Source organism: Fulvimarina uroteuthidis (assembly GCF_034321785.1).
Taxonomy (GTDB): Bacteria; Pseudomonadota; Alphaproteobacteria; order Rhizobiales; family Rhizobiaceae; genus Fulvimarina; species Fulvimarina uroteuthidis.
Map to the genome: position 1 here is coordinate 105,644 of NZ_JAXLPB010000006.1, position 13,966 is coordinate 119,609.

11 protein-coding genes are annotated in these 13,966 nt (G+C 56.8%); 4 read left to right on the top strand and 7 right to left on the bottom strand.

Annotated elements, in window-relative coordinates; translation table 11 throughout:
- Positions 1–38 precede the first annotated feature (38 nt).
- Entirely contained in the window at positions 39–293 is a 255-nt protein-coding gene (locus tag U0C82_RS16665) for a hypothetical protein (RefSeq protein WP_322188675.1), read from the bottom strand.
- A 233-nt stretch (positions 294–526) separates the two neighbouring features.
- Between U0C82_RS16665 and U0C82_RS16670 the strand changes: the two genes are divergently transcribed.
- On the top strand, positions 527–1,192 hold the full coding sequence (locus U0C82_RS16670; protein WP_322188677.1) for a serine integrase family protein: 666 nt from the start codon (positions 527–529) through the stop codon (positions 1,190–1,192).
- On the opposite strand, the gene U0C82_RS16675 is transcribed toward U0C82_RS16670, so the two are convergent.
- Both U0C82_RS16675 and U0C82_RS16680 read right to left on the bottom strand, forming a co-directional pair.
- The gene (locus U0C82_RS16675) at positions 1,187–1,756 is read right to left on the bottom strand and encodes a tyrosine-type recombinase/integrase (protein ID WP_322188679.1); all 570 of its coding nucleotides are present in this window, start codon (positions 1,754–1,756) and stop codon (positions 1,187–1,189) included. The genes U0C82_RS16670 and U0C82_RS16675 overlap by 6 nt on opposite strands.
- 425 nt (positions 1,757–2,181) lie before the next feature.
- Positions 2,182–2,532, bottom strand: coding sequence for an SH3 domain-containing protein (locus tag U0C82_RS16680; protein ID WP_322188681.1), 351 nt, complete (start codon positions 2,530–2,532; stop codon positions 2,182–2,184).
- Positions 2,533–2,843: 311 nt separating this feature from the next.
- On the opposite strand from U0C82_RS16680, the gene U0C82_RS16685 reads away from it, so the two are divergent.
- Both U0C82_RS16685 and U0C82_RS16690 read left to right on the top strand, forming a co-directional pair.
- A complete protein-coding gene (locus U0C82_RS16685; RefSeq protein ID WP_322188683.1) occupies positions 2,844–3,239 on the top strand; it encodes a hypothetical protein in 396 nt (131 codons plus the stop codon).
- 488 nt (positions 3,240–3,727) lie between these two features.
- Complete coding sequence (locus U0C82_RS16690) at positions 3,728–4,366, top strand: hypothetical protein (RefSeq protein WP_322188685.1); 639 nt, start codon at positions 3,728–3,730, stop codon at positions 4,364–4,366.
- A gap of 690 nt (positions 4,367–5,056) precedes the next feature.
- Here the strand turns inward: U0C82_RS16690 and U0C82_RS16695 are convergent.
- The 4 genes from U0C82_RS16695 to U0C82_RS16710 form a co-directional block, all read right to left on the bottom strand.
- On the bottom strand, positions 5,057–6,391 hold the full coding sequence (locus tag U0C82_RS16695; RefSeq protein ID WP_322188687.1) for an HlyD family type I secretion periplasmic adaptor subunit: 1,335 nt from the start codon (positions 6,389–6,391) through the stop codon (positions 5,057–5,059).
- A 117-nt stretch (positions 6,392–6,508) separates the two neighbouring features.
- On the bottom strand, positions 6,509–8,632 hold the full coding sequence (locus tag U0C82_RS16700; protein WP_416186708.1) for a type I secretion system permease/ATPase: 2,124 nt from the start codon (positions 8,630–8,632) through the stop codon (positions 6,509–6,511).
- Positions 8,633–8,718: 86 nt separating this feature from the next.
- Positions 8,719–10,722, bottom strand: coding sequence for a hypothetical protein (locus tag U0C82_RS16705; protein WP_322188691.1), 2,004 nt, complete (start codon positions 10,720–10,722; stop codon positions 8,719–8,721).
- A 164-nt stretch (positions 10,723–10,886) separates the two neighbouring features.
- A complete protein-coding gene (locus U0C82_RS16710; RefSeq protein WP_322188693.1) occupies positions 10,887–12,605 on the bottom strand; it encodes a hypothetical protein in 1,719 nt (572 codons plus the stop codon).
- 575 nt (positions 12,606–13,180) lie between these two features.
- Between U0C82_RS16710 and U0C82_RS16715 the strand changes: the two genes are divergently transcribed.
- Positions 13,181–13,960 (top strand): helix-turn-helix domain-containing protein, encoded by a 780-nt coding sequence (locus tag U0C82_RS16715; RefSeq protein ID WP_322188695.1) that lies wholly within the window; start codon positions 13,181–13,183, stop codon positions 13,958–13,960.
- Positions 13,961–13,966 lie beyond the last annotated feature (6 nt).

Consider the following 13,966-nt stretch of genomic DNA (forward strand, 5'->3'; position numbering starts at 1 on the left):
CCCGGCGGCGAAGATCGCCGCCGGGTATAAGGGTCAAACTACTGCAACCATTCGGGCAGTTCTACAACCTTTCCTCTCGAAATTGCCGTCAGCAAACGCCGAAGCGTTTCAAGAACGAGCGAGCGCTCAACGCCTTCAAAATCGGCCGGATCGAACATGATCAACACATCGTTGTTGCTGTCAATGATGATGACGCGACCGTCTGGAAGGACCTTCAGACCAGCGGCGAGGTCGAGTGGGATAAGATTCCCTTGTGGGAATGCTGCAAGGATATGCCTTACTTGGCTAGCCATAATGTCTCCATGATGATCGAAGGGTTTACAAAAAGGAGGTGAGCTTCCTGTCGAATCTCGTCCTCGACCTGATATTAGGCCCGAAACCTGATGATTGTCCATATGATAATTGATTAGTAGACAAACATTTCTGAACCCCCGAATTCAATTCGACTGCACGACGTTTCGAATTTAGAACGGAGCGGCGGCGGATGCGATTGGATCGCCTCCGAAACCAACGGAGCTAGAATCGTATGAGAGCACGAGCGTATGCTTATGCAGCATGGATCGAGGGGGATGAGTCCGGATACTTACCCACGGTAGAAAAACAATTTGAAGAGATTAAAACCTACGCAATTGATCATCATATTGAAATTATCGAAGAAATTTCTGAAGTGATAGAACAGACAACACCACCCATTGCAAAAAGAAAGAGTTTAAGACGGTTTTTCAGTTCAAAAAACGACGAGATCTTGCTTGTATATAATACCTTGCTAGTCGGAAGAAATCCAAAGGAGATCTCTGAAGAAATTTCTGCTTGCATTACGTTCAAAGATATGCGATTTATAGTCGAACTGAGAGAGATTAAGCTCCGCGGATTCAACTCACTACTAGCTATGATGTATGTCTATTCAGGAAGATCGAAGATTGGATATCAACAGCATACAAAGGACCGCCTTAGGGCTGAAGGAAAGTATCTAGGTGGAAGGCGACCTTTTGGCTGGGATGTCGACGAGTCACTAAATTTAGTTGAGAACCCGTCGGAGCAGGAGATAATACGACTCATGCTTACCATGAGGTCAAACGGCAAATCGCTCCGCGCGGTTAGCGATGCGCTAAAAAAAAGAGGATTCGATATCTCCCATCAAGGAGTTCAAAAGATCCTGGCTGCGAACGAAAAATTGAGTAACGTGTCATAGTATCGAGACAGCCGCGCGCATCATGTCGTCGTTCACGTCGATATAGCGCTGGGTGGTGCCCAGGTGCTTGTGACCGGCCAGCGTCATGATGACCTTCGCGCTGACCCCGGAATGGGCAAGCCGCGTGATGAACCATCTCCGGCCGCTATGGCTGGTCGCGCCGTCCAATCCAGCTTCCCCGTAGAGCCGCGCCATCAACTGGCACAGCGTATTCGCAGAGAAACCCGTTTGCTTCTGCGTGACCAGCAGGGGCGCGGATCGGTCCGCGTTCTCATGCATCCCATTCACGAACGACGCTATTTCCCTTCGGAGGCGATCGTTCACGAATACGACCCTCGCATGCCCGCCCTTGGTGACGGCCGCGCAGAGACGGATTTGATCCCGAACCCCGCCGTCTCTGTCGATGACATCGGCAAGCTTCAGCGCGGCAATCTCCCCGACGCGCAAACCTGCCTGATACGACAGCATCAGGGCGAGCCGATTGCGCGCGCCGTGTCGGCTCTGCGCGATCACCGCCAAAAGTCGACGAAACTCCTGGTCCGTCAAAACCCGCGCTTGCTTCACCGAAACCTCACGAAAAGCCTCTGTCCGTGCTTTCCATTATGTTTCCGTTTGACGGGGAGGGCGACCGCTCAGACGCGAGCAGCAAGACGTCAGCAGGATCAACAACTTGCGCCGCCGATCGGACGGAATGTCAGAGAATGTGCATTTCCTTATGTTACTTCCATACTCTATTGGGCCACCAACGGCTGGTCAGACATGGCTGCACAATTACCTAACCGAACAATCCCCTCGTCAGCCTGCCAGCCTTGGCGTGCTCTTCAATCGGGCGGGGCCGAGGCCGCGCGGCCAACGCCGACGGCTACACCACACAGCGGGACACCGTTCCCGCAGTTCGCATCTCTTAAGCTTGACGATTAAGTCGGCCCTGCGGGCTCGGCACTGCAAAAGGCATTCGTGTCTGCAGCTAATATTGAGAGCTCAGAGCATCAGCCGGCTAGGTCACGGAGCCAACCGCCATGCACCCAACCCCGCTTCTTAGAGGGGCCATGGATGATCGCCACCCAAGCTCCACGAGCGTCGCAGGTGCCCACGATCTCTCCATTATAGACCTCGCCGATCTTCCGGTACTGTGTCCCCGGGCCTGTACGGACAGCGAGGAAGCCGTCTCCGTTTGGATCAAGTCCAGCGACGACGCTGCTAGCGCAGCCGGCGATTTCCCGATCGGGAAGGACGACAAACGGCACGTCCAGTGACTGTGCCGCGCTAGGATGGCTCGGAGTTAGCAAACCCACCGCTACGATGAAAGCTAACGAGAGAAACCCATTCACGCTGCGCATCGACACCTCCAAAGAACAGAACGACTAGCCCAACTCCCTATGCTGAAGCTGGAACACCTTTCACCTTAAATGCACGGCAATCCCGCTGGCCTGGCATACGAGCATCGCTACAATAAGGCAATTTAATACAAACCAAAATTTCTGCCAGATGTAATCGAAGATCAATTGTCGTTCACTGCCCTCACGCATGCACCGCCTTTGTTGCGCCTATCGCTGCGGAGCTTTTCCTGCTATACTGCTCGTAATTGCGTTAGACTGAGAGGGTTGGGGCGCTTTACCGAAATGGCAAGCGGATCGAGTGGATAGCCGCAATGACGACATTTAGCTTCCGAATTGCGGTGCTCGCATACGCCACCTGGGCGGCGGGCGTCTGGGTTTCGACCGCCGCTGCGAGGGAAAATTGTACCCCGTTGAAATTCGAGACGGGGGCGACATCCGCTGTAGTGCGCGGGGTGGCTCCGCCGGAGGATCCCAGGGACCCGTTGCCGTCAGGGATCTGCTACTCGATCGATGTCGGAGACGGACAGACCGCGCGGATTCGCTTCCGGTCGGACGGCAACGTGGCCGTCACGGTACCCGGCGTAGGCGACATGAGGGAGGATCTGGAATTCAAGACCCGCCGTGGCACGTATCGGCTTGAGGTTTGGCAGCTATCCCCTACCACGTCCGAGGTGCCGTTTGAAATGCGCGTCGAGGTTCTGCCGTGACCTAACGACGGAGCACGAGAACGCACAGGTCCGTTGGACTGCCGCTCCTTATGTGCTTAACCAAAAGCTTGTCCGGGTTCATGTCCGTCGAACTCATATAAATTACTGTTCTATTTTAAATATATTTTTAAATATTCGGGATTTTTCTATGATATATGTCTTTGTGATAACAGGATCTGCTCATGTTTTTGGCCAGTTTGTCTTTTCGTTCGTTGGCTTTTTCTGTCGCCTTCACCCTGGTGGCCTCCGGAGATCCAGTCCAGGCCCAGCCTGCGGACTCGGATATCTGTGTGATGGCGAAGAGTGTTCCCGGAATTGGCCACGCTACTACCAGCATAATCAAGTCATTATGGGTGGCTACCGCGAACTCATGAATGCCCTCAAGGGGGGCGAGATGAGGGGGCTCCGGACACCAGCAGAATCGTCCACCAGATGCGCCATGCGTTGGAAGACTCCCCCCCCGCCTTGACAGCAAGTTCCTGTCCGTAGTGATGGAGCCGCCCATTTTTTCCGATTTGAATAGGAACTGTGACCGCATCCCGACGCCGCCCACGGCGGGGGAATACCCGATCATCTATAATACCATCTCCCCACGGCTGGTGGGCGAGATGTGCGCTGGAGAGCCAGAGATCCGGTTCGACATTCAAGCGAGGCGCCCAGTGGCGATCGGTGTGAAGGTCGAGATGAAGGACTTCTACGATCCGGAACTATCGGCGAAGGCGCCTATCAGCTTCGCGAAACTAGAACGGCGGGCGGATCGCGGCGACAGGCTGGCTGCAATCATCCGAGGCTTGATGGGCATACGGATGGCGCAGTGCCAGAGCCTTCCTGCATCGATGGCATTCAAGGCGGTCCGGGACGACAAGCCGATTATGACGGCGTCCCTAGTCTTCCTTGATGAGGGCATCAAGATTTTGACACGAGAGGACGAGACGGACCGGCGCCTTGCGGAGGCGCAGGTAAAGGCAAGGGAAAAGCTCCAGGCGCAGGCCTCACGTACCAAGAACTGGGAGGGCCAGGCAGCCTTCGGCGCGGGGATCATCATCACCGGTCTCGCCATCATGATGATGAACCGCTGCAACGGCAGGGGCAGCTTCGGCAACACGGCGCTCCCGGACTGCGAATAGGCCGACGTCGTCCTCTGAGTGGATCGCAATGGCGTCGACATCGAGCGCGATGCCCCCGGCGGACATTCGGTCAGATAGCGTTCGATTTTCTTACGGAGGCTTTCGTTCAGAAATGCTACCCGCGCATAACCGCCTTTGATTATAGCAGCAACCAAAAGAAGCTGCTCTCGGATCTGCCGCTCGCCGTCGACAACATCAGCGACCGTTAGCCCAACTATCCCGCCCACCCAAAGGCCCGCGAAGTAAGGCAGCATGAACGCCATTCGATTTGGGGCAGCAGTATGCTTCTCCCTACCGCCGCCATCAACCGCTTGAAGTCCGCGTCCGCGAGCACGCGCGCTTGTTTCATCGCACCTCACGAAGACATCTCCTGAGGTGCGTTATGTTTCCAATTAGGGGGCAGGGCGAATGCCGGGGTTGGGACTCCGAGGTTTCTGCGGAATCAAGGTTTCAAGTGCGGTTGCGCCGGGAACATCTGGTAATGCGTATCTTAGTTCATTCGGAATCATTCGCCAAAAGGATAACGAAGATGCACTGCCAAAAGTCCCAATTTGCTCAGGTCGAACGGTGCGCGTCACGTTAGATGCGGAAGTAATTAATCTAGAAAAATTTTCCATTCAATTTCTTTTCAATTCGGCGCAGCTGAAAGGGTCGAGTAGCGCATGCTTCATACTCCGTTCGCATCCGAAACTAGTTCTCGCGGAACGCACGTGACATGCTGTCGACCACCGGCTTTGCGATATATTCGAAAAAGGTGCGCTCGGCGGTCTGAATCATGATCTCGGCGGGCATTCCCGGTGTCGGAGCGAAGCCGCGGACACGGCTGAGCTCGGAGGATGCCAACTTGACTCGCACAATGTAGATCTCGTGCTGAACACCACTCGTCGTATCAGGAATTGCGTCGGCCGAGATATAAAAGACTTCACCCATGAGGACCGGAGTCGTGCGCTGGTTAAGCGCGCTCAGCCGCACCATGGCCTCCTGACCGATTTCGACACTGTCGATGTCCGTGCGTGGAATCTGGACCTCGACGATGAGCGGTACATTGGCCGGCGTGATTTCCGCGATCGGACGGCCGCTCTCAATGACGCCGCCGGCGGTATGGTAATATAGGCGAACAATTGTGCCTTCGACCGGCGCAGGGATCGTAGCACGCTTCAAAATGTTCGAGGTGCTGTGCCGTTCTTCGCGGACCGTATCGAGTTCGGCCTCGATCGCCTGCAACTCTTCCAGCGCGGCTTGGCGGTAGGCCGCGAGCACCTGCTCGACCTGCTGGTCGTATTTTACGCTTTGGGAGACGGTCTCGTCGACTTCTGAGGAGAGGCGGCCGATCTGGCCTTCGGCTTCCGCGATCGCACGCTTTAAGGCGGTGACCTGGACCTTATTGATATAGCCCTTGTCGAGAAGGAAGAGCTTGCCTTCGAGTTCTTCCTTCAGCAGGCCGAGCTGTTGGTCCACGGAAGCCATTTGCTTGCGATAACCTTCGGCGCGAAAATCGAGGGCTTCCTTGTTTTGAGTGAGCAGGGCGATTTCCGCTTCGAGTTTGGCCCGAGCCCCCTCGAAGTTCAATTGCTGGCTGTCGAGAATGTCGGACACCTCGAAATCGCCCCGGTTGCTGGTGAGCATCGGCGGGAAGTTGATCGTCTCGAGCGCGCCATATTCGGCCTGCAGGCGGGCATTGATTGCTTCGAGCCTGACGTGTCTCAGCCAGAGCTGACGATCTTTGGCAAGCGCGCTCGTCTCGTCGAGTTTCACAATTGCTTGGCCTTTTTCGACGATCGCCCCTTCCTCGACCAATATTTCCTCGATTATGCCACCTTCGAGATGCTGGACGACCTTGTTCTGCCCAGTTGCGACGAAGCTGCCCGGTGCGATGACGGCCGCTGCAAGCGGGGCGGAGAAAGCCCAGGCGCCGAAGCCGCCGAAAGCGCCGACAAGCATGATGCATCCGAGCACCGTATGAAACGCGATGCCGCGTGGAACGCCGGCAAACCATTCCGGCTGATTGTCGTTTGCCCGCAGCATGTTCCCATCTTCCTTTGCAAGAGTGTTGAACTGGAAAACAGCGTCCCGCTTCCCAAACGACTGAAGTGGGGTCTGATCTTCAGAGCGATGGTCTAGCCCTTTGGCCGAGCGTTAGCATCAGCTCGCTTGTCCGCCGAGGCGGGGACCCTGTGAACGCTCGGCCAGCGTTTTTAGAACTTCCGTGCGTTCACCCATCAAAGCGATCCCGCCTTGAGACAGGACCATGATCCTGTCGACGCTGGTCAGAATCGCAGGTTTTTGGGTGATCGTGACGATCGTTATCCCCTGTGCCTTTGCTTTTTCGATCGCCCTTGCGAGCGCCATGTCGCCCGCCGTGTCGAGGTTCGAATTCGGCTCGTCGAGGACGATCAGGCGAGGCCGGCCGAAAAACGCCCGCGCGAGTGCAATGCGCTGTTTCTGGCCGCCGGAGAGCGGCGCACCGTCGGCTGCAACGACCGTCTCATAGCCCTGCGGCAGCGAGGCGATCATTTCATGGACGTCGGCGAGCTGTGCGGCGTGGTAAATGTCCTCGTCTGAAGCGTCCCGTTGCATCCGGGCGATATTGTCCTTGATAGAGCCGGGGAATAGCTGGACGTCTTGGGGAAGGTAGCCGATGTTCTGGCCGAACTGGCGCTGGTCCCAATTGCGAATATCCATCAGATCGAGCCGTACGGCTCCCGATGTCGGCACGATCGAGCCGACCAACATCTTTCCGAGTGTCGTCTTGCCTGCGCCCGAGTCGCCGATAATGGCGAGCGAGTCTCCAGCCTTCAGGGTGAACGTGAGGGCGTTGAGGACGACCCGTTTCGTTCCGTCCGGCACATAGAGGAGACGCTCCACGTCGAGACGTCCTTGTGGATTAGGCAGGACGAGGCGTTCCAGATTAAGCGACGAGGATTTGAGTAGCGCCGCGATCCGGCTGTACGATCCGCGCGAGAGCACGAACTGGTTCCAGCCTTCAATCGCGCCTTCGATCGGTTGCAGAGCCCGGCCGGCGATGATCGAGGCTGCAATGACCATCCCGCCGGTAATCTCGCCCTCGATCGCTAGATAGGCACCCCAGCCGAGCATCGCGACCTGCGTTAGAAGACGGAACGATTTGGAGATCGCGGCGGCAACAATGTTCCGGTCCTGCGCCTGGACCTGCGAGGTAAGGCATGCAGCCGTGTCCCTGCCCCAGATCTGTACGGCTTCCGGTATCATCGCCAACGCATTGATGATCTGGGAATTGCGCGACATCGAATCGAGATGGAGATTGGCCCGGCTCAGATGCTGGTTCGCCGTCGCAAAGGGCTTGGCCGTCAGACGCTGATTGATTATCGCGATAATGAGAAGTCCGAGGGCTGCAACGACCACGATCGCGCCCAGATCGGGATGGACGAGAAAGATGCCCAAAAGAAAGAGCGGGGCGAACGGGACATCGAGCATCGACAGGAGCGTGCCAGAGGTGAGAAAGGCCCGCATCTGTTGGAGATCGCCGAGCGTCTGATATTCCCGGCCATTGCTGTGTAATGAGGCGCGCGCTGCGGCGCTGAGGATGGGCGCGCCGAGCTTGACGGCGCATTCGACAGCCGTGCGCATTAGGATAAAGCGGCGGATGGCGTCGAAGAAACCGTTGAGAAGAACGGCACCGACGATCACCAAAGTTAGCATCATGAGCGTGTCGATCGAGCGGCTGGTTAGCACGCGGTCCGATATCTGGAAGAGATAGATTGGAATGGCAAGGACGAGGACGTTTGTCGCACAGGTAAAAATCATCACGATGATGAGGTTTCGCCTTATCGCCGAAAGCCCGTCGCGCAGGTTCTTAGAAAAATCGATCGAGCCGAGCCGTTTGTGAAAGGTCCCGCCGCCGCCGCCGCCGCCGCCGCCGCGTCCGCCGCCTCCGCCGGTTCCCGAGGGTGGTTTGCCGCCGTCGTCCGTCGTGCGCACCGGCCCGCGATCGAGGTTGATCGTTTTCGCCGAGAACGGCGTCTGCGGGCCGGTCTTTTCGATCTTGTCGGCCAACGGCTTCTCGGCGACGGGATCGTCGTACAAGGTGCGCGCATTCGGAGCTTTGGTGTTCGCCGCGCCGGCTTCCATCCGTTCCGCCTTAAGGCCTGCCGACGCAGAGCCTGGCGGAAGCCGTATGGTCGGTTGATCGGCGGCGTCATGTTCTCTGACCGATGTTTCCTTTTCGTCGAAACGTTCGCGCTCGTCCTCGCGCGCGATCGACCTCAATTCATCGAGAGCCGCGGTCATCCGCTGGTCCCAATCGGCACTCGGCGCATGGCTGCGGCGTTCGCGTGTGGACACCGGGTCGTCAACCATGGTCATGAACTAACTCCTCAAGCCAGCATAGTCTGAAGCACGTCATCGGTGCTTTGGAAGGACGGCAGCATCGTCTGGGCCGTGTGCATGTCGTGCGTTTGTCCGGGAAGCATGTCGTCGGCGAGAAACAGAACGGCTTCGCTCGCGAGATCGCCAGCGAGCGCAAGATCGGTTGGAACGCTGCCCAGATCGTCGAGGAAACCAGCTTGGTGGATCAAGGCATCCGAATAGACGCTGCCGGCGACTTCCACATGCTGGTCAAAGCCGGATCTGAGGATAGATGCGACATTTATCGCGGTATTGCCGCCCGTCTCGAAGCTGTTTTCCCCGAGCGGGCCGTTGTTCTCATCAATCCGTAGATGGTCGGAGTCAGATGCTATGATCGTTTGCTCGATGTAATCGAGCTCGAGATAGTCTCCCTTTATCAAGAGGATGTCCAAGGACCCAAGCCCGGCGAAGATGGAGTTTTGAAGCATATCCAGTGTCACCGCGCCGGGTCCGTCCCTCAGGGCGTCGAAAAGCGCGCTACTTTCGCCAGTCATCTGATGCAGCGTCGTCTCGCCGAAATGCTTGATCGATGCTTCGTTCCAGACGAGATTGTCCCCCTGCTCGAGAGCCAACTTTTCCGGCTTTTGAGCCGGGAAACGCGTGACGTGGTCTTCGTCGACTAGTATATTCGTCTGAGAGATGACGTTGGCCTTCCAGACGTCGCCGAGGACGACGATCAGGTCGAAGCTCTTGCCGAGTTCGATCAAGCGTACGGAATTGGCAAGGCCATTGCCTCCCGTCTGGAGATAGGTAGCAGCACCCGTGCGGGTCGCTCCGATCCAGTCGTCATCGACGAGACGGCTCGTCTGCTCGATCCATTGAAGATTGAGAAAATTACCTTCGAGGGTCGCGAGGGTAAAGTTGACGGGAAGCGCAAGAGAAGCCATGTCCAGTCCGGCGAAGGGATCGTTCGAGAAGAATAGCCGCTCTGCAACATTCACCGCCTCGTTTTCGATCCGCTCGGCCATGGACGAAACGCCGTCCACCACGTCGCGGTCGGACAGAACGTAGGTCTGAACAATGATATCTACGCCCGTATAATTGCCGCCGACATACATATTCGGCCCAGACAGCATGGCGTCGTAGAGGACGACTTCGTTCGTCAGCCTGTTGTCACCGCTTTCCATCTCAAATGACGAGATTACATCAACGACCCCTTCGCCGGCGGTTGACTGGCCTTTGGCGAATGTCGAGGGCTCGGCAGCGATCGTCTCAGGTTCCGTCAGGTCTCGTTCCGCAAGCCTTTGCGCAAGGTCTGGTCTTTCAGTGACTTCGAGCCCGTCAACGAAGATGCCCGATGCGTCTTCACCGCGAATGCTGGACCCCGAGCTCGTCCCGTTTGCATCGATCGCGTCCACGAGCATGGTCAGTTCTTCGATCATCGCCGCAATCGCTGCTTCGTTCTGCGGTGGATCAAATTCCATATCGAACGGCTGCAGCGTCTCGGCGATTGCAATCGCCCGCTCCAAACCCTCGAAATTCACAACAATCTCGCCGACACTGAACATGCCCTCGCCAAACATCACGATGTCGACATCTAAGAGCGATGCGTTCTGGAGAATGACCACTGCAACCTGATCGGCCGGCGGCTCCACGCTATACTTCATCTTGAAGGAGCCTGAAACGGTAAGACGGTAAAACGGGAAGGGCAAGGCGTCTGCGGCTAGGACAATCCCACCGAAGTTCTGCCACACGTCCGGCATCGGGACGATGGGCGGTTCGGCTTCCGGTCCGGGTCCGGTCCAAGCAGATCGTAGAAAGAATTCCGGCGGCGTATATTCTACATTAGGCCGGTAAAGGGTGAGGAGAAAACTGTCTTGCACGTCAGCCTGAAATAGTGGGAGATCGGTCTCCGAAAAGTTTGCGCCGAGGCCTTCGCGGAAGCTCTCGAAGCTCGATCGAGCCCGGCCTTCTTCCTCGGCCGTTGCGAAGAGGCCAATAAAATGGGCAATTTCCTCGCTGCGGATATCCATCACGACAATCCAAGTTTACTGGAAATTGGGAGCCAGAAAGAAGCGGATGACAGCCTCCGCATCTTTGAAAGAACGGCGGGCTCTAAAATCGGGGAAAGCCCGCCGTCGAGATCGAACAGGAGGGGGGAGCCTGCTTGGGGAGTGCAGGCTCAGCTGTTCGAAACTTAGCTGTCGTCTTCGCCAGTGAGCGTAGAGTCGTAGTTGCCGCCGACCACCGTCATGTCGACCTGGTTGCCGAGGATGTTGGCACCCATCACGATCGACTGGTTGAACGCGGAGGTGTCGATGTTGGCATCGGCCGTGGCATTGGAGATTGCCTCGATGATGCTGTCGTCACCGACATTCGAGCCCCACATGCCGCCGTCGCCACCAACTCCACCGGCACCGCCCGTGGCGGTTCCGCCGGCACCACCAGCACCGCCAGCACCGGCAAATGCTGCACCGCCAGCTGCGTCACCACCACGACCCATGCCGGCCATGATGTCGTCGATGGATGCTGAGCCGCCCGCGCCGCCGGCACCGCCGAGTGCACCGTTCAGCGAATAGGCGGTGCCGAAGGCCGCATCGAGCAGCACGCCGTCCCCGGCATCCGTGTCGCCGCCTGCACCGCCTGCACCGCCTGCTCCGGCGTTGGCATTGCCGGTGGTGGCACCGGTCGTCTGACCGCTGTCGCCGCCATCATCGACGCCGGCTCCAGACAGTCCGAGCGCCTCGGCGATCGAACCGGTGACATTGGCTGCACCTGCATCGCCGCCGTCACCGCCTTTATTGAAGCCGAGAAGAGCGCCAAGCCCATGGCCGGCACCGCCACCTGCGCCTGCGTCACTGTCGGGATCGCTGATGGCGACCGGAACCGTCGCGGCTACGGCCACTGCATCACCGGCATCGCCGCCTGTGGTGCTGCCCGCGCCACCGCTAGTCGCATCGGTGTCGCCACCGTCGCCCGCTTCGCCGCCGTCGGCATCATTGTTGTTGCCGCCGTTTGCCTGGCCCGCGGCAACGGCACCGATCGCTGCCGACAGGGCACCGGCATCGCCGCCATCATCACCATCGCCGGCTTCGACATCGTCCGCGAAGGCCTGTCCGCCGATGCCGCCTAGGGTGAAGGCGAGGCCGCCGAGCGCAGCGCCGCCGTTGCCCCCCGTGGCACCCGAAGCGTCACCGGCGCGACCGCCAAGACCGCCCTCACCACCTGCATTGATGCCGTCGGCGGACGTCGCGGTGCCTCCGCGTGCATCACCGTTCTGATTGAACGTCCCGCCTTCATTCGTGACGGTTGGCCGGTCGAGCGTGTCATTATCGACCACGCGGGCATCCTGGCTGAGTACGAATGCGCTGTCGTTGCCGTCGCCGTTCAGGGCGCTGTCGAGAATGTCTGAGAGGCTGATATCATCGCCCGGATCAACCGAGACCTCGCCGTCCTTATTGAACAGCACATTGTCGAAATCGGCATTGCCACCAATGTCGAAGTCGGCAAAGTCATCATCGGTCGGGTCGAAGTTATCGAGACCAAGATCGACATCCACGTCGACGTTGGTCTTAGTCTCGTTGACGTTCGAGTTGTGGTTGGTGCTCGAATTGTGATTGGCGTTGAGGTTTCCGTTCAGGTTGGCATTAAGACCGGCATTGAGGTTGGAGTTACCGTTGTCGTTCTCATTGTCGGACTTCGAAAACTGATACTGGCCCTGGAATTGATCCTGTTCTTGATCTTGGGACTGATCCTGATCCTGATCCTGATCCTGACCGGGCTTGTGTCCCCAGCCACCCAGATCAATATCTACATCCTTATTGTAGATAATTGTATCTCCGTCATCACCCTGAGTCGGGAAATGGTCGACAATATCTTCGAAGATCCCGAAGTTATTGTTATTTTTATTAGACATTGTATCGTCCTCATATGTTTAAAGGACAGCACCGCATTGCGTTCATTTTCGCGTAGCATCTGGCTGCCTGGTTTCGATTAAGCATCAGTATCTTCAACATCAGTGACGAAAGCGCGCTTCGGATAATGATTGAATATCTCTTGATATTCTTTCTTGAGTTCGTACACCTTATGGAAGACTTAATGCAGCTCCACTTTTGCTTAATATATTGCTAAGAGAAAGCCGGCAATTGGATTGATAACCGCATGGCTGCCGGCCGAAGTTGGAGCGTTCCCGCCAACCTTTTGAAAAAAAGCAATTTTTCGGTTTGTCACAGATGTGCGTCAAGTCTGAGTTACAAGTGCTAGCTAACCGAATCGGTATGGTACGCCGAATTCCTCTCCGGTTGATTATCCTGTAGCGCTAAACAAAGGCTCTGACCGGGGCATGCGAACTAGCCGAATGATTATCTATCTTTACGGAATGGCGACTGATAATATGATTAGATGGTTCGAAGCTTAGGAAATATGCGAGTGCAACCGCGAGTGCGACTGCGACTGCGAGGAGTTTAACGAAAAGTTCGGGGAGGAAAAGTGGTGTCTTTACAAGTATTTGGAGAGCGTAGTTCGCTTGCGCGCATTCACTCCAAGGGTCCCGAAACAAATAGCTTCGACGGAGCAACTCGTACACGATATATATTGCTCTCCGAGCCGAATTTATTCCCATTGTGTTACCGTGACGCGCTTGCGGCTATGAACCGGAACATTCGATTTGCGGCCCTGGATGCCGACGATCTCCAGCTAGACGGTACAGCGATGCACAATGCATTAGTCGTTCTGGACGGGACAGATGGGTGGGAGGTTCTGGGTCAGGCGAAGGGCATTCAAGACCGGTTTCCGAAGGTGACCATCATTCTGGCGACGGAAGGCGTGCCAAGTGAAGATGCAATGGCGGCCTTTTTTTCGCAGCCCTACGTCAGAAGTATTCTACCGATGGATGTTCGCCTCGATCTCTGGCTGGCGGCGATGCGGGCCATTTTTGAAGGTCTCGAGTATGTCCCCATGCGTTTTCTTTATTCCGGTCGTTACAATAGCAAAGCGGAACGGCATCCGGACGCGCCGCCGCAGCGAGAGGTACGTGATGGCTCGCACGACGACCGGATTTTCGGTGCCGGCGCTTTGCGGCATCTCACGCAGCGCGAACTCGAAGTGCTGGCAATTCTGTCGGAGGGCAGGCCAAATAAGATTATTGCAAAAAAGCTCGGCGTGTCCGAACACACGGTCAAGCTGCACATTCACAAAATCATGCGCAAGCTGAAGGTGTCGAACAGGACGGAAGCCGCTTCTTATTTCATCGCGATGTCAGGAACGACCTGACGGAGA